We start from the raw sequence: 23,897 nt of genomic DNA on the forward strand, positions 1-23,897 counted from the left end.
CGGGGCTAGTAGAACTCAACGGTGTCGACCCGGTTGAAAAGCGGATGCCCGTCGAGCAGGTTGGCCGCGTTGGCGGCGAACAGCTCGGCGATGAGCCGAGGCTCGTTGGCGGCGAGCGCTGCGGAGTGCGGGCTGATCAACACGTTCGGCAGATCCCACAGCGCGCTCTGCGCGGCCAGAGGCTCGTGGGCGACCACGTCGAGGGCGGCATACCCGAGCTGCCCGTTCTGCAGCGCGGTGATGAGCGCGGGCTCGTCGACGACGGTTCCCCGCCCCACGTTGACCAGGGTCCCACCGGGTTTGAGCGCCGAGAAGACTCCTTCACCGATCAGCCCGGCCGTGGCATCCGTTCCCGGCAGGGTCACGACGATACCGTCAACGCGGCCCAACGCCGCAGCCAGATTGTCGGGGTGCACGACCTCGTCGGCCCCGGCGACCGTCGTCGCATGCCGACTGGTGGCGATCACGTGGCAACCGAACGCGCCGAGCAGGCAAATGACCTCACGGCCGATACCGCCGGTGCCCAGCACGAGAATGGTCTGGTCGGCGAGGTGTCGCATCTGCAGGCGTTCCGGCCAGAGGTGATCCCTCTGCTGGGCCAGAAGCTCGGGCAACATCTTGGCGCCGGCGAGCAGCCCGAACAGGGCGAATTCGGCAAGCGGGCGGCCGTGCACTCCGGCCGAGGTGGTGAACATCACGCGGTTGAGGTCGGCAAGGCTGAGCCCGGCCTCCTTCACCTGCCCTCCCCCGCCAGCCGCCATGGTCTGCACCCAGCGCAAGCGCGGGTTGGCCAGAACCGTGCGCTGCAATGCTGCCGGGTTGAGGTCGGGAATGCCGTAGAGCACGTCGGCCGAATCGATCAGGGCCTCGTACTGCTGCTGCTCGGCCGGCGTGCGTGCGAAGGCCGGATCACCGCGATAGTCGGTGGCGAACCGCCGGGTGGGCAGCAGGCTCGGCTCCCACACCAAGTCGATGCGAGGTTCGAGCGCGACAATGTGGTCGCACAGCTGCTGGTCGAGGGGCGTGGCCATCACCACGCGCAGCCGCGAAGCGCTCATCAGAGCAACTTACTGAGGAAGGTCTGGGTGCGTACGTGCTGGGGCGATTCGAAGATCTGGGCCGGGGTGCCCTCCTCCACGATCACTCCGGCGTCCATGAACAGCACGCGGTCGGCGACCTCACGGGCAAAGCCCATCTCGTGGGTCACCACGACCATGGTCATGCCCTCCTCGGCGAGTTTCTTCATGACGTCGAGCACATCTCCCACGGTCTCCGGGTCGAGGGCCGAGGTCGGTTCGTCAAACAGCATGACGGTGGGTTCCATGGCGAGCGCACGGGCGATGGCGACCCGCTGCATCTGGCCACCGGAAAGGGTGCTGGGGTAGACATCCGCTTTGCTGGTGAGACCAACTTTTTCGAGCAGGGCCATTCCGCGGGCATGCGCGGTGGCGCGGCTGACCTTGCCGACCTTCATGGGGGCCAGCATGATGTTGTCGATGACCTTCATGTGCGGAAACACGTTGAAGGATTGAAAGACCATGCCCACGTCGCGGCGAACGGCGTTGAGGTTGGTCTTGGGGCCGGTGAGGTCGTGACCGCCGATGGTCACCTGGCCGTCGGTGAACGACTCGAGAAAGTTGAGGCAGCGCAGAAAGGTGCTCTTGCCCGACCCCGAGGGGCCGATGACGCACAGCACCTCGCCCTCGGCGACCGCGCAATCGATGCCCTTGAGTACCTCGAGTTTGCCAAAGCTTTTGTGCAGGCCTTCGACCGTGATGATCATGCGTTGCTCCGTTCGACGGTAAGACGGGTAAGAAAGGTCATGCGAGCCTGCGTTCGTACCAGGTGCCGAGCAGCGAAATAGGATACGAGATCACGAAATACAGCGCGCCAACGATGAGAAAGGTCAGCAGCGGTTCCTGGTTGAGCGTGGTGACGATGCGCCCGGCCCGGGTGAGATCGACGAAGCCGATCACCGATACCAAAGAGGATGCCTTCACCAACGCAATAAGAAAACCGATACCCGGCGGCACCGCAATTTTCATGGCCTGCGGAAAGATCACGTAGCGCAGCCGGGTGAAGTAGTGCATGCCGAGCGCTTCCGCGGCTTCGGACTGTCCCTTGGGTACCGCCTGGATTCCGCCGCGCACGATCTCGGCCATGTAGGCCCCGGCATAGACCGAGAGGCCGACCACCGCGGTGAATCCGCGCGAGAAGGTAAGGGCGGGCAGCATGAGCGGCAGCGCAAAGTAGGTGAACAGCAGAATGATCAGAATGGGCACGCCGCGAATGAAGTTGATGTAGATACTCGCGATTATGCGGGCGATCCAGCTCGGCGATGCCTTGGCGGTGCCGAGCACAATGCCGATCAGGCTGCCGAGCACTCCGGCGGCGACGCAGATGACGAGGGTGAGCCCGGCGCCGCGCAGCAGGGGCGGTAGATATTGAGCGAAGTCCATCAGCCCTACCATCGGAACGCCACCCTCTCGGTGATTCGGGACCCGAACGCGATGGCCGCCGACGTCAGGAAGTAGAGCAGGGCACCGACGGTGAAGATCTCGAGGGTGCGCAGTGTTTGCGAGTTGAGGTTCTGCAGCGTCGAGGTGAGTTCATCAAGGGCGATGACCGAGCCGATCGACGAGAACAGAAACAGCACGATGAACTGGTTGGTCAGGGCCGGCAACACGTTGCGAATGCCCGGCTTGAGAATGACGTAGCGAAACGTTTGGTGGAACGGCATGCCGAGGGCAGTACCGGCTTCGCGCAGGCCCTTCGGAACGGCGCTGATGCCGGCCCGAAAGATCTCGGCGGTGTAGGCGGAGTTGTTCAGGGTCATGCCGATCAGCACCGACCACAACGGGTTGAAGTTGATGCCGATAGAGCCCAGGCCAAAGTAGATGAGGTAGAGCTGCACCAGCAGCGGGGTGTTGCGGATCACCTCGATGTAGCCGTTGCTGATCAGCTGCAAGGCCTTGTACCGACTGGCCTTCGCGAGGTAGATGAAGATGCCCAGCACACCGCCAGCGGCGAAGCTGATCAGGGTGACGTAGATGCTCACCCAGAGGGCTTTGAGCATCACGGGCAGATACGGAAGAATATCGCCGAAGTAGAGGGTCATGCATGGCCTTTCTTGAGCACCACGTCACTGGGGTGAACGCTCGTCGGCCGATTCGTGCGGCCGACGAGCCGAGGGAGTTAGCCGACGATGTCGGGCAGGTCAGCGTTGCCCCACTTCTGGAACAGCTCCTGGTTGGTGCCCGAGGCGTTGAGGTTGCGAATGAAGTTGTTCAGGTAGTTGATCCAGACCTGGTCTTCCTTCAAAGCGCCCATGGAGACGAGTGACGGAAAGAGCACGGGCTCGTCAACGACCGCGTAGTTTGCGTCGTCGGCGGCCATCTGCGCCACGGTGGAACTTCCTTCGACGAGGGCGTCGACCTTTCCGGCCTGCAGTGCCGCCATGGCGTCGGCGATGGTCTCAAACCGCTCGACCTTGGTGTCGGGAAAATTCTTGGTCATGATCGAGTCGTTCGTGCTGCCGCGGGCAACCGAGACGGTTTTGCCCGCCAGGTCGTCATAGCTCGCGATGGGGTTGGCGGTGTTGAACATGACGCCGGCGCCGTGGGCGACGTAGGGAATGGTGAAGCCCGCTTCTTTGGCTCGTTCGTCGGTGGCCGTCCACTCGGAGATATTCACGTCGACCCGGTCAGACTTGAGCAGGGGCAGGCGGCTCGTGCCGTCGGTGCTGACCAGTTCGAGCTCGACGCCGAGGGCTTCGGCGAGCTTCTCGGCGATGTCGATGTCGTAGCCCTCGAAGTCGCCGTCGGGAGTCTGCACGCTCCACGGCGGGTAGTCCGGCAGCACGGCCACTCGTACGGTGCCGCTCTTGATCACCTTGTCGAGTTGGCTGGCGCCGGCGGCGGTCCCGCCCGCACTATTCTCGGGCGACGTGCACCCCGAGAGCAGGAGCGCGACCGCCAACGCGGGCATGAGGACGAGTTTGCAATTCAACCGACGCATGTGCAACAGCTCCAGAGTTAACTTCATTGGTATCTACCCGGAATACTCCCAAATGGCGGGAGTACTTCTTACTATGTGAGAATATAGCATCCGTCCGGCCGTTCCCAGCAATCAGCAAAACGCCGCTAGGCTCGGGCGCACCACCTGCCATCGAAAGGCGCACGACCATGCCAGACACCCCCGCATCGGCGCCCAATCGCGACATGGTGGGCAAAGCTTTGTCGCTGCTGACGCTGCTCGGCGATCATCCCCACGGAGCGGTCGCCTCCGCCCTGGCTCGGGAGTCGGGGTTTCCGCTGAGTACCGCCCACCGGCTGCTCGGAACCCTGGTGCGCGAGGGGTATGCCAAGTTCAATCCGACGACCCGGCAGTACACCGTGGGCCTGCGCATCTTTCAGCTGGCCCAGACGGTGGCCGTGGCCTACGGTTTCGCGGGAATGACCCGGCCGATTCTGGAGGGCATCTCAGCAGCGACCCACGAGGCGACCCTTCTGGCCGTGCTCGACGGCGACCGCCAGCTCTACGTGCACACCGTTCAAGGGCCGCAACAGGTGCGCGTCGTCGGTGAGCCGGGCACGCACGGTCCGCTGCACTGCGCCGCCGTCGGCAAAGTACTCATTGCCTTCTCGCACGACGACGTGCGCGAGCACCTGATCGACACGCTCGCCCTCGACCAGTTCACCGCGAACACCATCACCGACCGTGACGCCTTTCGCACCGAGATCGACGCGGTGCGCACCCGCGGCTACGCCGTGGCCGACGAGGAGCACGAAGCGGGCATTCGCGCCATCAGCGTGCCCATCTTCGTAAACCAGAAGGTCGTGGCCGCCGTGGCCACCGCCGCGCCGGCCTTTCGCGCCAGCATCGACCAGCTGGTGCAGCACGTCCCGCAGCTCGAGGAGGCCGCTAGGTCACTTTCTACGGTGATGGCCCTGCGCTGAGTACGCCGTCCGCTCTGAGATTCGGCTGGCTCGGGCCGGGCATCCGCTCATTTCGTCGGGCAAGCCCGGATATTGAATTCGTGACTACTGAGTTTTGTCCTGGGCCACCACGCGCTGTGAGCACCCAATGGGCGCAGCATCGAGCCAAGTAACGAGCAGATGTGTTGCAGAGTTTGATTGCCACCTCGTGATAGTTTCGGCCGTCGCCGGGTCTATGTCGTCGACACGCCCGGAAAACCCTGCGGTGGCTTGCACCCCCAAAGCGCTTGGGTTTCCACTCGTCCAGTCAGTTGGTACCGGCACGAGCAGCTGTCCCGAAGCATCAGATCCCCACACGCCAACCGGCCAGGCAATCTGCACAATGTCGGTCGTGTTGTTGCGCACGAAACCCGACACGATCGCGGAATACGACTCCACATTTTCATTGATATCAAACCAAGGAGAAAAATCACCGACCACCACAACGGTGTCAAGGCTGCCGCTGGGGCATACCGGGCTAGCCGCAGTCGGCTGTGGGGCCGCTGCCGGCGGCTCGACCGGAGCTAACGGCGCTGGGGCCTGAGTAGCGATCGGTCTCGGCGATTGCCGAGCTACCGGAGGGGTCACGGTATTGATCGGAGCGGGCGTTGCCGCTTTTACGTTTTCCGGCCGGGCAGTCGACTTGGAGGCCGAGGAGACTCCCCCACGGCTGGATGCCTGAAGTTGAAAACCGAGAGCAAAGGCACCAGCAAAGAGGATGAGTGTCGTAGCGGCAATTGCGATCCACTGCCAAAGACGCAGTCGTTTCATGCCAGGAGTATAAATCGTTTGGGTCAACGTCGGAAGGGATTCCAGCCTTGAGCCCGGGTCTCTATGCCGCCCATCACGGCACAGAATAATTGAGCCCAAAAAACCAACCAGTACCCCTCAATGGGGAAAACCCACTTATGTAAACTAGTACAGCGGCAATATCTCCGCACACTCGGGGGAGGTGACCGCACGTGACGAACACGACGCGCACGCGCAGCCTCACCAAACCATCCCGCGACTGGCACGACATCTACTCGGCCCGCCTCACCTTCACCGACTTTCTCGTACTGATCTGGGTGGTCTTCGGCGTGCAGATCGCCTGGTTCGGTTTTGACCGGGCCAATCTGGCCGTGCGCTCCAGCGACCTCGCCGTGTCATACACCGTGGTGTCGGTCATTCTCATCGCTACCTGGATGGCCGTGCTCGGCCTTTACGGCACGCGCAACGATCGCGTGCTCGGCACCGGCTTTGACGAGTACAAGCTCATTGCCGGCGCTTCGATACGACTGTTCGGCCTGCTCGCCATCGTCGCGTACCTCTTCAAGATTGACGTAGCCCGCGGCTACATTCTGCTGGCCTTTCCGCTCGGCATCGTCGTACTCATGTTCTCAAGATGGATGTGGCGCCAGTGGCTCGTGGCCCAGCGCGCACGTGGCCAGTTCAGCTCCCGTGTCATCCTCATCGGCGCCCAGGAATCCTCCGCCCGCGTCGCCGCTGAGCTGAGAACCCGCCTCGGCGCCGGCTACCTCGTGGTCGGTGCCTGCGTTACCTCGGGCGAGGCCAGCAACTACCTGCCCGGAACCAGCATCCCCATCATCGGCAACATCGATGACGCGCACACCGCCCTCGACTCCTTCGACGCGGACACCGTCATCATCACCAGCAGCGACGACATCTCCCCCACCCGCATGCGCGAACTCAGCTGGAGCCTCGAGCCCGGCCGCCACCACCTCATCATGGTGCCGCGCCTCATCGACGTGGGCGGCCCCCGCATTCACACCCGGCCCGTCGCCGGCCTGCCCCTCATTCACGTGGAGACCCCCCGCTACGAAGGCCACACCCTCTTCACCAAGCGCGCCTTCGACATCGTCGTCTCTACGCTGCTCATCGTCGCGCTCTCCCCCACCCTCGCGGCCATCGCTCTCGCCGTGCGTTTGAGCGGCCCCGGCCCGGTTCTGTTCACCCAGCACCGCGTGGGTCACAACGGTCACCTCTTCAAGATGCTCAAGTTTCGGTCGATGGTAGCGGATGCCGAGGCTCGCCTGGCCGCACTGCAAGACACTCCACGTGTGGTCGGCAACACGGTGATGTTCAAGATGCAGAACGACCCCCGCGTCACCCGCGCCGGCCGGTTTCTACGCCGCTACAGCCTCGACGAGCTGCCCCAGCTTTTCAATGTGCTTGCTGGAACTATGTCACTCGTCGGCCCACGCCCGCCCCTCGAAACGGAAGTCAGCGAGTACGAGCTGCACGTGCATCGCCGCTTTCTCGTGAAGCCCGGCGTGACCGGACTCTGGCAGGTCAGCGGACGCTCCAACCTCACCTGGGACGAAACCGTGCGCCTCGACCTCTACTACGTGGAGAACTGGTCGCTCGTGGGTGACCTCGTCATCCTCTGGCGCACCACCAAGGCTGTGATCGTCCGAGACGGCGCGTTCTAGCTCGTACTGACGATAGGACGCGAAGGCCACCCCTAAGGGAGGCCCCTTTGCTCGTAACAATGCCCACAATGGGCGGTAGAATCAAAGGGCTCAAGGTCGAGGGTTCAATTGCCCCAGCATCACTGAGTAAGCACGGATAGTGGATCTGCTTACTCAACGATTTATTTGCACATATCGCGTTCTCGGATTGGGCTTGCGAGACAGAGGCTCGGCCGCAATCCAAAGCACAACGGGGGAAATCGTAATGACACGTTATTCACGCTTCAGAGAAACGGGCCGGTTATCGTGGCTGGCGTAATAGTCCACGAGTGGCTGGAAACCCACGGTGGTGCAGAAAAGGTAATGGAAGAAATCGCCAAGGCATTCCCCGACGCACCGATTCACGCCCTGTGGGACGATGCACCCTTGCGCTTCGAGCCGCACCGAGTGCAAGAAACCTGGCTGGCGCGAACCGCGCTCCGACATAGGAAAGACCTAGCTCTTCCTCTCATGCCAATAACATGGCGAAACATGGGACCTGCTGAGGCTGATTGGATTCTCTGCTCGTCGCACCTCTTTGCTCACCATGCTCGCTTTAGCGGTGGCGCAAGAGAAGCGCCGAAACTTGTGTACGCGTACACTCCTGCGAGATACATCTGGAACCCAGAACTTGACGCGCGCGGAGCGAATCCCTTGGTGAAGGCTGTTTCTCCGATATTTCGAAACTTGGATCGTAAACGCGCTGCAGAGGCCCAGTCCATTGCCGCTATCAGCAACTTCGTTCGTGCACGTATTGCGACGTCGTGGCACCAAGACTCCCGGGTAATCTATCCGCCCGTTGATGTGAAACTTTTCGCCGATGATTCCGCTGACGGACTGACAGACGCGGAAAACGAATATTTAGACAAAGGCGTACCAAAGGAATTCGTCCTCGGTGCTTCTCGCTTCATTCCCTACAAGCGACTTGAGAACGTAATCGACGCCGGCATAGCGCTCAACCAGCCCGTCGTGATTGCCGGCTCCGGTCCACAAGAGCAGCTCTTGCGAAGGTACGCCCTCGACCAAGGTGGCGATGTGACTTTCGTAATCCAGCCATCCCTGGCGCTCTTGCGCGAACTGTTCCGACGAGCCCTAGTTTTCATCTTTCCACCGGTCGAAGATTTCGGCATCGTGCCCGTCGAGGCAATGGCGACAGGCACGCCGGTAATCGCACTCGACACGGGCGGAGCTGCTGAGACTGTACTGCATGGACGCACCGGAGCTCTCGTCAATGATTTTAAGAACAGTTCAGGCGTCCGAGAAGCTTTTCTGCTCAGTCAAGATGTGCAAGTCGCAGACTGCAAGCGAAGGGCCTTTGAATTCGACACACCAGTATTCACCGAAGCTCTCACAAATTGGGTGCGAGACGAAACGGGTGCGTCGTCGGAATCGCAGTCTGCCCGCACGACGGCCGCCCAGAGCTTTGCGAGCTAAGTTGTCGTCCTGATTCGCTCGATTCGTAAAGCGACAAAAACGCAGAACCTTGAAACGATAGCGCCTCCGCTGGAATTTCTAGGCAGAGATTGTTTGAAACTTTTGTTCAAATACGCATCCTGGATGTTTGGCCTTAAATCAATGACATTGCTTAGCGAACCCGACGACAACCGTTCAATAATTCCACGTCGTGTCGGACCATCCGCGAAACGACTTGTTCGAAACTTACGGTTGGGCTCCACCCAAGTGCCGATCGAATTTTTGACGAATTGCCGCGCATGTCCTGCGGATCGGCCGGACGTACAAAACGTTGATCAATTCCTACAACGCGTTCCCAGTCATCAATCCCGACTGCGCTGAATGCTGCTGCCACAAATTCGCGAACAGAGTGCGACTCGCCGGTAGCGATGACATAGTCATCAGGAACGACAGCATTGCTCATCCGCACCAGAGCATCAACGTAATCCGGTGCCCATCCCCAGTCCCGCTTGAGATCAAGGCTTCCCAACAATAACTTGTCGGTTGAGCCACTGGCAATCGCGGCCGCCGCCATGGTGATCTTACGGGTCACGAATGCTGAAGGGCGCCGCGGCGATTCGTGGTTATACAGAATTCCCGAGGACGCATGCATACCTTTGGCTCGGTAAATGGCTACCGCTTGATGTGCGTAGGTCTTCGCTAGGCCATATGGAGAAATTGGAGAAATTGGTGTTTGTTCCGATTGGGGCGATTCTCTGGCGTCTCCAAAAATTTCAGAACTGGAAGCCTGCACAAAGCGAACCTCGCGTCCGATGCGTTCCTGACATCTCCAACCGGCTTCGAGAAGCGCTACGACTGCGAGCCCACTAATCTGCCCAGTCGCGACTGGATGGTCCCAGGAGTACGCCACAGAGCTGATGCCGCCAAGATTGAAGATGACATTCGGTTCCGTCTCATTTATGAGTCGTTCCAAGAACACGGAGTCGGCTAGGTCTCCCGAATGACTGCTAACCGACAGCAGGCTCGGATGCGGATTTCTCAAGTCCTCCGCTCTCACTAGCGCATGGACATCCCAGCCAACGGCCTGAAGGCTCTCGGAAAGATAGCTCCCGTCCTGACCTGTGACTCCCGTAACTAGAGCCCGAGGCCTCGTCATTCGCTAATGCACCAGCGCAGACTGTTCGGCCAGATCATTCCCGACCATCATCTGCACTAGGGTCTTGAAGGAAACAGTTGGGGTCCATCCGAGGACATCGCGGGCCTTTTTCGGATCACCTATGAGTAAATCGACCTCCGCCGGCCGCATGAATCTAGGATCCTGCCGCACGTAAGGACTCCAGTCATCAATACCAACTGCTGTAAATGCAACGTCTAAGAGGTCACGGATGGAATGGGTCTCGCCAGTTGAGATGACATAGTCATCGGCCACCGGTTGTTGTAACATTCGCCACATTGCGTCGACGTAGTCGCCTGCAAAACCCCAATCGCGCTTTGCGTCGAGATTACCCAACGTCAATTCAGATTGCAGGCCAAGCTTGATGCGACTCACCGCCTGGGAGACCTTGCGGGTGACGAATTCAGGCCCCCGGCGAGGAGACTCGTGGTTGAAGAGGATACCGCTGCTGGCGTGCATGCCATACGACTCGCGATAATTTATGGTCATGTAATGCCCAAAAACTTTTGCTACCCCATAAGGAGAGCGTGGCCATAGGAGCGTGGTCTCATGCTGCGGCACTTCTTGGACTTTTCCAAACATCTCCGATGAAGAAGCTTGATAGAAACGCACCCTGGAAATGTCACTACCGGCGTAAAGGCGAGTGGCTTCAAGTATATTGAGTACTCCTTTTCCCGTAACATCCGATGTCATTGACGAGTTTTCCCAAGAGTAGGCCACGAAAGATATAGCCCCAAGGTTGTACACCTCGTCCGGCTGGGCAATATTGAGCACACGAGTTAGGCTCGAGACATCGGTCAAATCACCATTGATCAGCTTTACCTCGGGCACTGTCTGGCGAACTAGGTCGAGTTTGGGATTGTTCTGCCCCCGAATCAGGCCGAAAACCTCGTAGCCTTTACTGAGCAGAAGTTCCGACAGGTACAGACCATCTTGTCCGGTGATTCCAGTAATCAGTGCACGGGGCATAGCAAGTTCCATTCTTTGCACGACGGAGAGTGAAGAAAGTCACAACTACCGCCACATCCCTTACAGGCCATGACGCAGGGGTAGTTTCACTTCTATCCCCCAAATTCGACACTAGTACATGAGCGCTAAGAGCATGCAGGACTGTGTCCGCAGATGCGCACCGCCCGTCAAATAGCACGGACGCATCCCACAAGGTGAAGAGTCGTTTGTGCTGGCACATGCGTCTGAGCGCCGAACACATGATGACTCGCCGTTGCTCCGGCCCGCCAAGAACTCCCCTACTAGTAAATTAGAATCATGGTCGAGCGAAGGGCCGTCCCTGCCCAGGCGATCGCGACAACCTCCTGCCAGTTTTGATCCCAGAAAGCACTGCAAGAACTCCGCGGGGGTCCAGCTGCAAAATGCGGGCAAAAAGAAGCTTACCGATTCTGACAAGGAGACCAATCCGCCAGACACGACTTCTCATTGAGACAAATTGTACGAGACTGGCGACGTAGTACGTTCGCACCTTTGACCCAATTGAGCGACCAGATGCCGAGAGTTCGTGAACGACAACGGCGTCTTCACACACAGCAAGGCCCCAACCCGCGCCAGATGCGCGAAGGCAAAACTCAACATCCTCCCAGTACATGAAGAAGCGTTCGTCGAGGAGACCAATATCCACGAATGTTTCGGTGCGGACCAAGACAGCCGCCCACGTCACGTAATCTGGGTCCCGGCCACCTTCCCGCATTGGACGCACACCGGCCAAGATTGGCACTAACTTCGAGCCCCGAGACTGTACCGATTTGTCGGTGTTTATGATTAATGGAGCGCACAAACCTAGATTCTCGTCTCGTTCCATGAGCTCGACTAGGGAAGCCACGGCTCCTTTCTCAACGACAGCATCGTTGTTAATAATGAAGATGTATTTGGCGTCCCCCGCGAGTGCCGCGCGGATGGCGGGATTGATCCCACGTGCAAATCCAAGGTTCTTGGAATTTTCAAGGATTACAATTTCCCCTAACTGCGTCTCCTGCACCAAAGCAGCACGCAACGCACCGTCAGATTCGTTGTCGGATACGATCACCCGACTAACTCCCCGTTCCGAGAGAAGGCTGCGCAGGCACTTTCTCGTGCGATCTAAATCGCGCCAATTTAGAGTTACTGCGATAGTTTCTGGAGGATTCATTCGCGAACCAATTTGGTCGATTCCATCAGCGTCGGGCGCGTCGATCGCCGCTGACCGGTCGATTCGCTTGGGCAACGCGTAATATGTCGGATGCAGTTTGATCCCAGTCGAAGCGAGCCGCATTCTCTTTTCCGGCCCGAATAAATTCCTCGCGATGCACGGCGTTCGCCTGGAGCTCAAGCACCAAGTCAACTGCATCGCCAGGTGACTCTGGATTGAAGTATTCGACACTTTGGCGACCAACTTCGCGCATAGCGGGTCTACTCGAACAAACAACGGGGCAGCCACGAATTTGTGCTTCAATGATGGGAAGACCGAATCCTTCATAAACAGATGGAAACACAAGCGCTAACGCGCGATCGTATAGCCATGCAATTTCCTCGTCCCGCAGTCGCCCTGGAACGGTTAGCAACTCGTCCATAACCAGGCCTACTTGACCGCTGCGAAAGACACTGGAAATGCCAGCAACGCCCACGACAACAGTGGGGATGTCGGCCATTACGAGTGCAGACACAACAGGGACCAAGTTCTTGCGTACCGCCAGTGTTCCGACGCAGACAACGAAAAATTCCGGAACATCGAAATTTGGCTTTACTGCAGTAAGGCCAGAGAAATGGTTGCTACCACATGGCGCCACCGTGAAACGGCGGCCATCAATCTTCGTTACATCTGAAATTTCATTTGCGCTGAAATCGGATATAGTCACGAGATTTATTGCACGATGCGCAACTAGTTTGTACATCAATTGATAAAAGAACACAAACGAGCGCGTAAAGGTCTCTGGAAATCGAAATACACTCGCGTCAAATAGCGTAACAGTCTGTCTCATCTTCAACACTGGAGCTGGGCCACCTATATTTATCAAGTGGTATCTCAAAGACAGGAGCGGGAGCGCGAACTGTTCAAATACGATGCCGTCAAATCTTGACCTAATGACTCTTGCCGAGTCAAGCCATGAGGGGACCGACGCCGACTTAGGCACGAATACTGTGACTTCGCAACCCATCTCTGCGACAATGCGCTTTGTGACTTCAGTTGCATATCGCTCGGTACCTGTAAGTGAGTGGCCGAGCCACTTCCCGTTGATTGCTAGCATCCTGTTTCCGCCCCTGACTGATTATTCACCGCCGCACACTGACGGCTCGCTGTTCACTCTTGACACTGACGGAGTCAGCTTTCACAAAAACGAGGCATGAACGAACGTTTTCCATACCTACCACGTTGCTTACACCCTCAATTTGAAGAATGTTTTAGCCGCATCAACTCGACTGAAGCGACTGTTGGAGTTTGTCCGCTTGCCCGGTCCATCTAACAATAGACAGTCATCGACGACGGTGGCGGCACGAGGCGCGGAAGACGCATAAACTACAATAAATTCTCTAGGTACACACGCCGCTGCTGAAGCCTCGTCTAGCTGCTTCTCTTCCAATGGATTGCGGTGGGATTTTCAGGAAAACAGCCAGTGAAACTCGGCGATCATTGATCGCTACTTACTGTTATTCCGATCAGCAATACTTCATCTATATCAAATTTTTTCAGTCAAAACGCTCGCTGGCTTTAGCCTCCTAAACTAACTTATCCGTGACCGCGCTCCGTAAGCGCGAATCGGCGGCGCGGGGTGGATACCTAGGGACTCGATCGCGGTGACCGAATTAGCCCAGGGTTTCTTAGCCTGGTCGCAACGAAACGCATATCCCAAATAAATCACCCGGCTACGCTTTCAACTTCAAGTCGAAATTTACTATCCCATTTCGACTAACTAAGCCGTTCGAAACCAGCGGACTCAAAGTCGGGATCAAAAATTCGGTCGCTTTAGATTTCGAGACTTTGCGCTGAAATTCGGTGTTCCCATGCCGCTACCATCTCACCAATCACCGGCTTGGACGGGAGTGAAAACAAGCCCTGCCAAAGCGCGAGACGTAGGTATCCGATATATTGAAACTTATTTCTCGAATAGCACCCTTCCAATACAATTCGCTTCAAAAGCTGCCGTAGCGCCCTCTTCTTTGCCCATACTGAAGCAAGCAGTGGATCTCGAATTGTCCAGAGCCGATTGCGAACAAGCGGTATGAGGCGAGACCCAGAATCCTGCCGAGGCGGAGTATTGGGATGCATCACCAAACTTGTTCGACATACAACGCCCCCCGCAATCTCACTAAGACGAGATGTGTACTCCAAATCGTCATACCAAATGAAAAAGTCGGTCATTGGTAAAAATGTTTGCTTGGCACTGTCAAGATTGACGAGGACTCCTACAAATGAAGCGTAAGGAGCCTGATATGCGTTAGCATCATTTGGCAGCGCTAAGAAGCCGTCTACGATCTCGGGCGGATTATGCCCAAGTAGTTTCATATTCGCATCCACAACTGTGGAAGCGACAAAGCCCGGCGGCCGGCTTGGATCAAAGGTCATTATATCAACGAGGGGACGGAGAGAATCAGCGGTGGGTTCAGCGTCGTCATCCATCATCCAGACCGCACTGTGGCCGCGCTGGATGGCAATATCAATACCTAAGGCAAAACCTCCAGCCCCGCCGAGATTTGCAAGGCTTTCAATGACCGTCACCATTGGGAACTCATTCCGGACCATATCCACAGAACCGTCTGTGGAAACGTTGTCGACCAGAATGACCTCATCAGGGGCGGGCGATTGAACCAAGATCGCACTGAGGCAGCGGCGCAGGAGTTCAACTCGATTATGTGAGACGACTAAGGCCGCAACGGTCATTTCTACTCCTTCTACTCTCCAACAATTCAAGAAAAGTGACAGTAGCTCTCACTCAGACAATTTGAGAGCCGCGGTCGTCCTGTTTAGACGCCATCTCCGTAGGAAATGATGTGTTTTTCGCAAATGCGGTCAGTGGATGCCAAATACAGATTGACACTGCAATGAACGCACCTAACAGATCGGCGCTTCGTTGTTCGATAACTGAGTACGCGCCGTTCCACGAACGATGGGCGCCACTAGCCGATTCGCTGACCCCCTGCAACGGGTCGTTTTCCACGATCGGATTCCTGACTAATCATAATAAAATGTCGCATCGCACTCGTCAGCATATCGGAAGAGGAACCCTCTCAAGACCGGTACTGACACGAAGAATATTGAGCCACAACTGCGCCACCGAGAGAGTAGAAGTGCGAGTCCGAGTGCGAGTGCGAGGGCCTTACGTGATGCTCCTATAGCTGTCAATTGATATTTTGGGCTTCTCTTTGCTCGTGGAGCCAATCTCGGAGTTGACCGGCGAGGTTGTCGTCTCGGCTGAGTCCTCGTTCGATTCGGGACAGGGTGCCAGGCCAGGTGTTGAAGTGGCCTGCAGCCTCGCGAAGGGTGATGTGGAGTTCTTGGCGCGCGGGGCGTAGGTCGGTGACTGTGGGCGCCGCTTGCGGGTTGGTGAGCTGACGGTAGAGGTCCCGGGAAACGTATCGTTTCAGGCAGCGCATGATTTCTTTCTTGGTCTTGCCTTGAGCCGTTCGTCGGGCCGCATATTCGCTCGTCCGTGAGTCGGTCGCGAGGCGTGACACGACGACGTGGTGGATTGCCGCGTTGGCTGCTCTGTCGCCGCCGCGGCTGAGCCTGTGCCGGCTCGTCTTGCCGGATGACGCTGGAATGGGGGCGACGCCGACAAGGGCCGCGAACTGCGTTCCAGTGGCGATGCGTTCGGGGTTATCACCGACGATGACGAGGAGTTGGCTCGCTACTTCGATGCCAACGCCGGGGACGTCCCGCAACAGCGGCGCGCAGTTCCGGAGGATCTCTGCCAGCGCTTTATCGGTGTCAAGAATCTCCCGCTCGAGAAATTGGTAGCGGGCGGCGAGTTTCTTTAAAGTGAGGGCCGTTGCGGTGTCAGGGTCGGTGAGGTTTCCCATTGGACGGGAGCGCTCCAACGCCGGGATGAGTTGGGAACTCGTCAGGGCGCGAAACCTGCTGCGCACGTGCTCGGGAGCGGAGACGAGGATTCCCTTGATCTGGTTGATGGCGATGGTGCGGGCCTTCATCGCGGAGGTGCGAGCGGCGCGGAGGACGCGGAGGCATTCGACGGGGCCGTCTTTGGTTTTCGGCGTCGACGTGCCTCGTTCCGCTAGGACTGATTCCGCTGCTTGGTAGGCGTCCAAAGGATCCGATTTTCCGCGTAGGCGCCGCGCTTGACGGTTGGGTCGGTTGACCTCGTGGACGGGCAGCCCTGCTGTCCTCAGCACTCGACTCAGTTCAGCCCCATAACTGCCGGTCCCTTCGACGCCCACACCGATGACCAGACCGAAGTTGGTGATGAACGAGAGGATCTTCCGATAACCAGATCCGACGGCCAGGAATTCTTCAGCAGCAAGGTGTTTGCCGTGCTCGTCGATGATGGCGACGTAGTGAGTATCGGAGTGCGTGTCGACGCCGACGATGACATTCGGTATCTCTGTTGCCATGATGAAGTTGCCTTTCCTTCGCGTCCATCTGGGTAAAAGATGGGCACGTTGGCCAGGTGGGCAGACAAGACGGTAATGGGAATTCGCTTCAGGCTCCTATAAAGTCATGTCCGCCTGGCCAGCGCACCTTGAGCAGCCTTGAGACCGCGGACAGATCACGTAAAAGACAATCCTCGGAAGGACGTCAGTCAGGATTAGAGTCACGCAGCCTCAAGACTCTTCTCATCATTATCGTCAGGGTTGGGTGAGGCCAGTAGCTCAGAGCAAGTCCGCCGTTTGACGTAGGGCGAGAATCAGGAATCATCTCCATGTCCAGCCCGTCTTTGATCGCCGTGCGCGACGATAGTTATATGAGTAGTTCCGGACCGCGAGCTGGTGGTCCGACCTCGAGGAGGTCGTTCACCCCAGCGCACAAGCTTGCCCATTTGGCTGCGTATGACGCGGCGATCAAGGACCATGAGGGTGGCGCGTATCTGCGCACTGAAGGGTTGTACTCCTCGCAGATCACGGAGTGGCGCAAGCTGCGTGACGCCGGTGTTCTTGCGGGGAAGAAGCCCAAGGAGAAGATTGGCCGGTTAACGCCGGAGCAAGCGGAAATCGCCCGGTTGCGTCGCCAGTTGAGCAAGACCGAGCAGCGTCTGGAGACGACGGGGGTGGCGTTGGAGATCATGTCAAAAATGCACGAGCTACTCGAAAGTCTTTCGAAGAGCTCGCGGGACGAAACACCGTGCGCGTTGCCGTAATGACCGCCTACCGCGAACTGGCCAGCCGAGGGATCTCGACTCGCGTCGCGGCTGACCTGGTCGGGATCCCTCGGGCGACGCCACCAGGAAACCGCGCATCCCGGTGGCCGGGCCGGCGCCGATCCCGGCGAACAGGATCGATGATGCCGACCGTCGGCAGATTCTCGCCGTCGTCAATTCGGACTCGTTCGTGGATCTGCCACCGATTCAGATCTACGCCCAGCTGCTGGACGCGGGCACCTACTTGTGCTCCATTTCAACGATGTATCGGGTGTTGAACGAGAATCTGCAGGTCGAGGACCGTCGCCGACTGGCACGCCATCTGGCACGGGCGATCCCCGAATTGATCGCCACCGGACCAGGCCAGGTACTCAGCTGGGATATTACGAAACTCGCTGGCCCGGTCAAGGGGAAGTACTTCGATGCTTACGTGATGATCGATATTTACTCCCGCTACATCGTCGGCGCGTATGTTCACGCGTCGGAATCGGGCGAGTTGGCGGTGGAGATGATGAAGGAAATCTTCGGTATTCATGGGGTCCCGCAGGTCGTTCACGCCGACCGCGGCACGTCGATGACGTCCAAGACGGTCGCGGCGTTGTTGTCGGATCTGGAGGTCACCAAGTCGCATTCGAGGCCGCGGGTGAGTAACGATAATCCCTACAGCGAGGCGTGGTTCAAGACCCTCAAATTCGCTCCGACGTTTCCCGAACGCTTCGGCTCCCTCGCCGACGCGAAGCTGTTCATGGCCTCGTTCGTCGATGGCTACAACCACGAGCATCGCCATTCCGGGATCGGCCTCAATACGCCCGCCGACGTGCACTACGGCCTCGCCGAGGCGAAGGCCATCGAACGAGCAGCGACGCTGGACGCGGCCAGGGCACGCTTCCCCGAGCGATTCAGCACCAGCCACGCACCAAAGATTCTGACCATTCCCGCTACGGCATGGATCAACAAACCAGCCGACAAACCCACCGAGAACGACGGGCTCGAACTAGCCGCCTAAACTCCCACTGGCCTCATTCGCCTTGACAAATTACGCGGTGACGGTGAGGGTGAGTCTCAGGTGCTCGTGAACGTCGTCCGAATTCTGCGCCTACTTCATCGATCGTCAATACGCCTTGAAAGCCTGAGAATTCTGGAGAGAACCACGAGCTGAAGTGTGACGACTATGCCTTCCGAAGTAGCCACGGCCCATGCAATTCCATCCACGTTGAGCCAGGTCCCGCCAACGATCAGCAACGGCAGTCCAACCAGCGCACCCATAACGGTGCTCATTGCGACTACACGTGACCTCCCCAAAGCGACAAGGCAAGCTAACCCGGTGACCTGCGAGAGTGCGATACAGGCAAAAGCGATACCGAGGGGAGCCGATAGTCCAAAACCTGTAACAACCGATCCAGCAGACATCAATGCAACACCGAACGGGAGTAACATCGCGAACCCTATACCTAGGGAAAGCGCGAGCGGAATTGAGATCCTTATCGCACGTATCGTTCTCTGTCGCAGTAGCATACGGTCTTCGCTACCCACGGCGCCTTGCGCCACCTGCGTAACGGGACCATAGGCGGCCAGCGCCAATTTCATCAATTTGTCCGCGACCGCGTACATCGGAGCTGACCCCGGAACGAGCAACGTGACAAAGATGAGTGGCGCATTGACATAGAGCGCGGCAGTCGACGCGGTGACTACCCCGGATATTTGATCTCGCAGGCTATACCAAGGGAAGAAGCGCTTTGCCCGCACCGCAGAAGCTTTTCCGCTGGAACGCAATATCACGGCTGCCGAACACGAGGCAGCAACCCCAGCACCAACTATCTGCGCAAGTACAAACCAAAGGAGAGACCCTCCCAACGCAAGAATGAGAGTTCCAATCAGCACACCAAAAACCCTGGGTAGCGTCTCCAGAAGTATTAGGGGTCCCGGCTTCTTTTCACCGACGAAGTACCATGCACCTCCAAGAGCGGCGACCATCATAGATAGACCATAAATCGAACTGGCTGCCTCTTCACGGATGGCAATGCTTGAGATAACGACCACCGCAACCGGAGCCAAAATCCCAAATAGCACCAGCCGGACCTTAATGGAATCGGCATAAATACTATGTCGAAACTGTTCACCTGCACTGGCAATCATTCCGGGGCCAGTTACTCCCCATCCAAATGCGACAATCACTGCAAATACTGATCCTATAGCTTGAGCGACCGCTAAGCTAGCCCAAGTCGGTCCGCCTACAGTCGAAATAATGATAGGCATGGTTAGCAGCTGTACGAAGGCAGAAAGGAGAACGGCTGAGCCGAAACCGCTAAGTCGACCTGCTAACGCGCGCACTCGTTCCCTTTCTTTCGTCTAACTCAAGACTCAAGACTCAAGACTCGAGACTCAAGACTCAAGACTCAAGAACGAAGTAGTTGTTTATCATTGATTGAACCGAGATATTTAGTGATTCAAACCAGAAACCGAAATCATCTCCTTTCCTAAGTTTATAGGTGCGATTTTAGCAGCGCCCTTATCTAGAAGAAGTTCTGCTTGCATTGCTTTTATAGAACGGCTTCAACTTGTTCTGATACATGCTTAAAGCCGAGCCTATTGCCATGTGCATGTCTAGATACTGGTACGTCCCAAGCCGCCCTCCGAAAAAAACGCCAGCCTCCCCCCCTTGAAGAACCCGATACTCGCTCAACTTCCTGCGATCTTCTGCGGTGTTGATCGGATAATAGGGTTCGTCCGCCCGCGTCGCTGCGCGGGAATACTCCCGCATAATTACGGTCTTGTCGGCCGGGTAGTGTGCTCGCTCAGGGTGAAAATGACGGAACTCGTGAATGCGTGTATAAGGCACGGCGGCATCCGCGTAGTTCATGACAGGCGTTCCCTGGAAGTCCGAGATATGAAGAACTTCCTGCTCGAAATCGAGCGTGCGCCAAGTCAACTCACCGCCCTCGTAATTGAAGTATTGGTCGAGCGGACCGGTATATACGACCGGTATGCGACCTGTCACGGACTGTCGGTTGATTTCTTGCACATCGTCGAAGAAATCGGTGTCTAGCCGGACTTCAATGTTGGGGTGATCTACCATCCGTTCAATCCAAGAAGTGTACCCGTCAATTGGCAGGCCCTGGTACGTGTCATTAAAGTAGCGATTATCGTAGTTATATCGGACCGGTAATCGGCTAATAATCTCCGCAGGAAGTTCAACTGGAGAAGTCTGCCATTGCTTAGCTGTATAATCGCGAATGAAGGCCTCATATAGAGGCCGACCGATTAGGGAGATGCCCTTCTCCTCAAGGTTTTGACTCATACCCGAGGCAAATTCTGCAGCTTGACTGACTATTAGAGATCGGGCCTCGGCCGGGGAATACGCGGCTCGAAAGAACTGATTAATGGTACCCAGATTGATCGGCAGCGGGAACACCTCACCGCTGAAATTCGTGAAGACCCGATGCTCGTAATTCGTGAATCTGGTGAACCTGTTGACGTATTCCCAAACCACTTTATTTGAAGTGTGAAATAGGTGGGCGCCGTAATTGTGTACCTCAATTCCGGTTTCCAGTTCGAAGGAGCTATACGCGTTGCCCCCTATATGACTGCGTCGGTCAATCACGACGACCTTAAGCCCGAGGTCGGAGGCCGCACGTTCCGCTACTGTTAACCCAAAAAAACCGGAACCAACAACCACCAGATCAAAATTCATGCCGACATCCCTCAATTCGAACAAAACACCAATGCGCGTATCTGTGAGACTAACGGATGTCGACCCCGCCGGACTGCGAGCGCGCGGTTCACCGGCTGCACGAGTTGTTTAGGACGCCCAGCAACGCACTGCTTATTATATCCCGTCGGACCGGCGGTGTTTGAGTTCGCTATGGAACTGCGCCGCCGGAGCACGTATATTTTCGTCGGCATTTTTTCAGATTGATCGTCAACCCGAGTTCACGGAGGTGAGTGCGTACCCACAATCATTGGCACCCGCGGGCCCGAGTTTGATGGATGTCTCGACTTGATCTTCCGCATGCTCAACGAAGACGATTCGTAGTTGTGGTGTGTAACGTGTCAATTGAAGGGGGTCGTGCAAGGGCCGGAGCTGCCCTTATCAGTAGTCTGAATCAACGGAATAATCGCACAACTAGGACACCGGAGACTTAAGCGTTCGCCTAACTTTACGGTTTCTTACTTCCGTTCTTCTTAAAACGTCGAGCAAGTCAGGGGCGCCTCGGGAAACGCCCCAGGACTCATTCGCGCATCCAGCAATCAAGATCCAGAGAATCGGTGATGAGAGGTCCGGAGCTGCCAAGGTCTTCGCTACAATTACGGCAAAAAGCGCCCATGAAATTGCGCGACTTCTAGTTGTGCGCCCGGCTCGCCCGATGAGGCGAGTCAGGAACCAGAAAAAGGCGAGGATTCCTACGATCCCAACGCACGACAGCAACATGGCGACAAACGAAGAAGGTCGATTGCTCCCGAGTCCAGCTCCGAGCAAGTAGGTGTCCTTCAGCACCCCCAATGAAAACAGGTCGGCACTCGACCGTGTTATCTGCGAATAGCTTCCGATCTTCTCGTTGACGACCGTACTGATAGCGTCTATCGCCCGCTCGGCCCAGAGCAAGGATGCCATGGTCCCAATCAGAAGCACCATTGTCGCTAGGAGCACTCCTTGGCCGCCGGACAGGAATCTCTTAGCGCCATATATGGCTATCACCGCAATCACGACCAATGCTGCGGCGGTACCGGTGCCAGTCATCGAAGCGGACAAATTTAGTCCAGCCAACACGGCCATTCCCAAGCACACGAATCGAACCCATCCCTTGGTTGAGAAAAATAGAAAGAAGAAATACACCGCCGCAGCGATAGAGAACTCCGCCAGAAGGGATGGTTCTGCAAATACGCCACGGAGTCTCGAAATCCCCCCTACGTCCTCGTTCGTGTACGCCAATGTTCCAGAGTCGAATAATTCGCTTGGCCAGCGCCCTCCAGCGTTGACAATGAGAAAATTCGACGACGAGAGAATTGTGCCTATGGTGAATGTCATAGCGGGCAAGAAGATAGATGAGCGAGTTTTCACGACGAAATAGACGAAGCCGACGGCGATGAGCAAATAGGCACCTTGAGCCAGATTTGAAACCGTTAGTCCTAACCTGGCTGGGTCCAGAATTCCCCTGTCAATGCCATTCCGCGGGCTCAGTACTAAAATTCCAGCAAACAGAATGGGCCCGAATGCTGTGATAAATATCGACCAGACTGCAAAAACGGTAAGTGCCGTTTTCCCCGGCCCTAAGAGCCGCTTAGCGATGGACGGGAGCCAGAAAAGTGTCGGCAGGGCGAGAAAGTAAAAGGGGCTAAGGGCATTCTCATTAACAACGATGGCGGCCGAATTCGGAAAGGCCGCAGCAACTGCGAGTAACCAGGGGTAGGCCGAACGCCGAAAAATCAGTATTACAACCGCCGCAATAAATAAAATCGTCCCCAAAGTTGTCACGTTCGTCATCATAGCAATGAGAACAAGACGGCATCAGCAGCGACGATACAGACTGAAAATACCCATTTCTCGACAGGCAGCGGGTGCCCCTCCCGGAATTTTGGGCCTGCCTAGCAATGTTCTTGAGCAAGTCCATCGGAGGGCCTGCCGGGGAAGAGAATTTGGCGGAGCATCTGAATCACCCCATGGATACAAAATGTGGCGGAACATTGATGGCTATCGGAAATTGAGAGCGTAGTGGAGGTGAGGGTAATGAGCGAGTCGTTGGGCTGAAAGAGCTCGAGGCCTTCGGATGACAGAGGTTCCTACATTGCCCAACAGGAATGCGTCGACCTGTCCTGACTACTTTTTGAACCCGGATCTGACCACCTTTGCCATCTGGATGGGGTCGGCCTGCGAGCCGTCGGCCAGCACTTCGACTGCGGTCGTGCGATGCTCAATCAAGTGCCGCGTCGTCGAGCGTGACGATTGGTGCCACCACTGCGGCTGCCGGGGCGTGACACGCGACACAGCCTTCCGTCCCTCGCGCATGAACCATTGGGGTAGCGGCCGACGATCCTGCTCATGCAGGTGCACCGTTACACGTGTCCCGGGTGCGGGCAAACGTTGCTGCAGGACAGCGGGAATGCGGCACCGCCCAAGCCGAGGATCCTCACGGTTGATTCCGATAAGGCGTTGGCCGGGATCGTCGTTAGCTATCTCTCCGTCAGCCGGGTCCCGGCCGGTCTCGGAGCCGCACGTCCCACCGCGAACAGCGCCATATTGCCCGGCGGAAAACGAGTGCTAAACCGTCCCGGGTTTCATGCCGCCGTTTTGTTGGCGGCTTCGATATTTATCGGGCCGTTTGTCCCAGCGTAATAGTGGAGCTCATATTCAGCCGGCGGCATGTTCCCCAGGGCGCTGTGTAGACGCCGATTGTTGTACCAGTCGAGCCAGTCGAAGGTGAGTTTCTCGACGTCGGCGAGGGTCTTCAGCGGACCGGTGACGAAGGGTGAGTTCTTCGCGACGGCCTCGTTCTTGTAGAGGCCCATCACGGTCTCGGCGGCCGCATTGTCATACGCGTCACCGACCGTGCCGATCGATGCGACCAATCCCTCGAGCGCTACGGTCTCC

19 protein-coding genes and 1 pseudogene are annotated in these 23,897 nt (G+C 57.3%); 4 read left to right on the plus strand and 16 right to left on the minus strand.

The features are described 5' to 3' along the window. Positions 1 to 5 precede the first annotated feature (5 nt). The 5 genes from E3T29_RS13770 to E3T29_RS13790 form a co-directional block, all read right to left on the minus strand. Positions 6 to 1,058 carry a D-2-hydroxyacid dehydrogenase gene (locus E3T29_RS13770; RefSeq protein ID WP_134346143.1) on the minus strand — a complete coding sequence of 351 codons (1,053 nt, stop codon included), beginning with the start codon at positions 1,056 to 1,058 and terminating at the stop codon, positions 6 to 8. Beyond that, positions 1,058 to 1,783 carry an amino acid ABC transporter ATP-binding protein gene (locus tag E3T29_RS13775; protein ID WP_304997035.1) on the minus strand — a complete coding sequence of 242 codons (726 nt, stop codon included), beginning with the start codon at positions 1,781 to 1,783 and terminating at the stop codon, positions 1,058 to 1,060. Before E3T29_RS13775 ends, E3T29_RS13770 begins: the two co-directional genes overlap by 1 nt. Positions 1,784 to 1,820: 37 nt before the next feature. Then, a complete protein-coding gene (locus E3T29_RS13780; protein WP_198417768.1) occupies positions 1,821 to 2,459 on the minus strand; it encodes an amino acid ABC transporter permease in 639 nt (212 codons plus the stop codon). 5 nt (positions 2,460 to 2,464) lie between these two features. Then, complete coding sequence (locus E3T29_RS13785) at positions 2,465 to 3,118, minus strand: amino acid ABC transporter permease (protein WP_134346147.1); 654 nt, start codon at positions 3,116 to 3,118, stop codon at positions 2,465 to 2,467. Between the two features lie 77 nt (positions 3,119 to 3,195). Beyond that, positions 3,196 to 3,987 carry a transporter substrate-binding domain-containing protein gene (locus E3T29_RS13790; protein ID WP_166792415.1) on the minus strand — a complete coding sequence of 264 codons (792 nt, stop codon included), beginning with the start codon at positions 3,985 to 3,987 and terminating at the stop codon, positions 3,196 to 3,198. A gap of 197 nt (positions 3,988 to 4,184) precedes the next feature. Between E3T29_RS13790 and E3T29_RS13795 the strand changes: the two genes are divergently transcribed. Further along, a complete protein-coding gene (locus tag E3T29_RS13795; protein ID WP_134346151.1) occupies positions 4,185 to 4,958 on the plus strand; it encodes an IclR family transcriptional regulator in 774 nt (257 codons plus the stop codon). Between the two features lie 84 nt (positions 4,959 to 5,042). Here E3T29_RS13795 and E3T29_RS13800 read toward each other — a convergent pair whose 3' ends face one another. Further along, positions 5,043 to 5,747: a hypothetical protein gene (locus E3T29_RS13800; RefSeq protein ID WP_134346153.1), complete on the minus strand. Its 705-nt coding sequence runs from the start codon at positions 5,745 to 5,747 to the stop codon at positions 5,043 to 5,045. A 191-nt stretch (positions 5,748 to 5,938) separates the two neighbouring features. Between E3T29_RS13800 and E3T29_RS13805 the strand changes: the two genes are divergently transcribed. Together E3T29_RS13805 and E3T29_RS13810 are read left to right on the plus strand one after the other, a co-directional pair. Further along, the gene (locus tag E3T29_RS13805) at positions 5,939 to 7,408 is read left to right on the plus strand and encodes a sugar transferase (RefSeq protein ID WP_134346155.1); all 1,470 of its coding nucleotides are present in this window, start codon (positions 5,939 to 5,941) and stop codon (positions 7,406 to 7,408) included. Positions 7,409 to 7,750: 342 nt separating this feature from the next. Further along, positions 7,751 to 8,860, plus strand: coding sequence for a glycosyltransferase (locus E3T29_RS13810; RefSeq protein WP_241987826.1), 1,110 nt, complete (start codon positions 7,751 to 7,753; stop codon positions 8,858 to 8,860). 151 nt (positions 8,861 to 9,011) lie between these two features. Here E3T29_RS13810 and E3T29_RS13815 read toward each other — a convergent pair whose 3' ends face one another. The 6 genes from E3T29_RS13815 to E3T29_RS13840 form a co-directional block, all read right to left on the minus strand. Continuing rightward, positions 9,012 to 9,995: a GDP-mannose 4,6-dehydratase gene (locus E3T29_RS13815; RefSeq protein WP_134346159.1), complete on the minus strand. Its 984-nt coding sequence runs from the start codon at positions 9,993 to 9,995 to the stop codon at positions 9,012 to 9,014. Between the two features lie 3 nt (positions 9,996 to 9,998). Next, a complete protein-coding gene (locus tag E3T29_RS13820) occupies positions 9,999 to 10,982 on the minus strand; it encodes a GDP-mannose 4,6-dehydratase (RefSeq protein WP_134346161.1) in 984 nt (327 codons plus the stop codon). A 295-nt stretch (positions 10,983 to 11,277) separates the two neighbouring features. After that, positions 11,278 to 12,276, minus strand: a complete 999-nt coding sequence (locus tag E3T29_RS13825; protein ID WP_370449177.1) for a glycosyltransferase family 2 protein — start codon at positions 12,274 to 12,276, stop codon at positions 11,278 to 11,280. Continuing rightward, on the minus strand, positions 12,179 to 12,982 hold the full coding sequence (locus E3T29_RS13830; RefSeq protein ID WP_166792417.1) for a glycosyltransferase family 1 protein: 804 nt from the start codon (positions 12,980 to 12,982) through the stop codon (positions 12,179 to 12,181). Before E3T29_RS13830 ends, E3T29_RS13825 begins: the two co-directional genes overlap by 98 nt. A 983-nt stretch (positions 12,983 to 13,965) precedes the next feature. After that, complete coding sequence (locus E3T29_RS13835; protein ID WP_134346167.1) at positions 13,966 to 14,880, minus strand: glycosyltransferase; 915 nt, start codon at positions 14,878 to 14,880, stop codon at positions 13,966 to 13,968. 458 nt (positions 14,881 to 15,338) lie between these two features. After that, on the minus strand, positions 15,339 to 16,568 hold the full coding sequence (locus tag E3T29_RS13840) for an IS110 family transposase (RefSeq protein WP_134346169.1): 1,230 nt from the start codon (positions 16,566 to 16,568) through the stop codon (positions 15,339 to 15,341). Between the two features lie 350 nt (positions 16,569 to 16,918). On the opposite strand from E3T29_RS13840, the pseudogene E3T29_RS13850 reads away from it, so the two are divergent. Beyond that, a pseudogene (locus E3T29_RS13850) lies at positions 16,919 to 18,317 on the plus strand (IS3 family transposase). Between the two features lie 95 nt (positions 18,318 to 18,412). On the opposite strand, the gene E3T29_RS13855 reads toward E3T29_RS13850, so the two are convergent. From E3T29_RS13855 to E3T29_RS13870, 4 genes are all read right to left on the minus strand, one after another. Beyond that, complete coding sequence (locus E3T29_RS13855) at positions 18,413 to 19,486, minus strand: polysaccharide biosynthesis C-terminal domain-containing protein (protein ID WP_166792418.1); 1,074 nt, start codon at positions 19,484 to 19,486, stop codon at positions 18,413 to 18,415. 334 nt (positions 19,487 to 19,820) lie between these two features. Then, positions 19,821 to 21,002 carry a UDP-galactopyranose mutase gene (gene glf / locus E3T29_RS13860; RefSeq protein WP_134346177.1) on the minus strand — a complete coding sequence of 394 codons (1,182 nt, stop codon included), beginning with the start codon at positions 21,000 to 21,002 and terminating at the stop codon, positions 19,821 to 19,823. Positions 21,003 to 21,434: 432 nt separating this feature from the next. After that, the gene (locus E3T29_RS13865; RefSeq protein ID WP_134346179.1) at positions 21,435 to 22,784 is read right to left on the minus strand and encodes a hypothetical protein; all 1,350 of its coding nucleotides are present in this window, start codon (positions 22,782 to 22,784) and stop codon (positions 21,435 to 21,437) included. Between the two features lie 800 nt (positions 22,785 to 23,584). Then, positions 23,585 to 23,897, minus strand: a 313-nt coding sequence (locus E3T29_RS13870) for an integrase core domain-containing protein (RefSeq protein ID WP_166792419.1), incomplete at its 5' end; no start/stop codon positions are given.

The sequence above is a fragment of the Cryobacterium sp. TMT1-66-1 genome (assembly GCF_004403435.1).
Lineage (GTDB): Bacteria > Actinomycetota > Actinomycetes > Actinomycetales > Microbacteriaceae > Cryobacterium > Cryobacterium flavum.

Bases quoted from the DNA above. Each gene is read 5' to 3' on its own strand.
- E3T29_RS13770 (WP_134346143.1), bottom strand. From the start codon at position 1,058: ATGAGCGCTTCGCGGCTGCGCGTGGTGATGGCCACGCCCCTCGACCAG.
- E3T29_RS13775 (WP_304997035.1), bottom strand. From the start codon at position 1,783: ATGATCATCACGGTCGAAGGCCTGCACAAAAGCTTTGGCAAACTCGAG.
- E3T29_RS13780 (WP_198417768.1), bottom strand. From the start codon at position 2,459: ATGGACTTCGCTCAATATCTACCGCCCCTGCTGCGCGGCGCCGGGCTC.
- E3T29_RS13785 (WP_134346147.1), bottom strand. From the start codon at position 3,118: ATGACCCTCTACTTCGGCGATATTCTTCCGTATCTGCCCGTGATGCTC.
- E3T29_RS13790 (WP_166792415.1), bottom strand. From the start codon at position 3,987: ATGCCCGCGTTGGCGGTCGCGCTCCTGCTCTCGGGGTGCACGTCGCCC.
- E3T29_RS13795 (WP_134346151.1), top strand. From the start codon at position 4,185: ATGCCAGACACCCCCGCATCGGCGCCCAATCGCGACATGGTGGGCAAA.
- E3T29_RS13800 (WP_134346153.1), bottom strand. From the start codon at position 5,747: ATGAAACGACTGCGTCTTTGGCAGTGGATCGCAATTGCCGCTACGACA.
- E3T29_RS13810 (WP_241987826.1), top strand. From the start codon at position 7,751: ATGGAAGAAATCGCCAAGGCATTCCCCGACGCACCGATTCACGCCCTG.
- E3T29_RS13815 (WP_134346159.1), bottom strand. From the start codon at position 9,995: ATGACGAGGCCTCGGGCTCTAGTTACGGGAGTCACAGGTCAGGACGGG.
- E3T29_RS13820 (WP_134346161.1), bottom strand. From the start codon at position 10,982: ATGCCCCGTGCACTGATTACTGGAATCACCGGACAAGATGGTCTGTAC.
- E3T29_RS13825 (WP_370449177.1), bottom strand. From the start codon at position 12,276: ATGCGGCTCGCTTCGACTGGGATCAAACTGCATCCGACATATTACGCG.
- E3T29_RS13830 (WP_166792417.1), bottom strand. From the start codon at position 12,982: ATGAGACAGACTGTTACGCTATTTGACGCGAGTGTATTTCGATTTCCA.
- E3T29_RS13835 (WP_134346167.1), bottom strand. From the start codon at position 14,880: ATGACCGTTGCGGCCTTAGTCGTCTCACATAATCGAGTTGAACTCCTG.
- E3T29_RS13840 (WP_134346169.1), bottom strand. From the start codon at position 16,568: ATGGCAACAGAGATACCGAATGTCATCGTCGGCGTCGACACGCACTCC.
- glf (WP_134346177.1), bottom strand. From the start codon at position 21,002: ATGAATTTTGATCTGGTGGTTGTTGGTTCCGGTTTTTTTGGGTTAACA.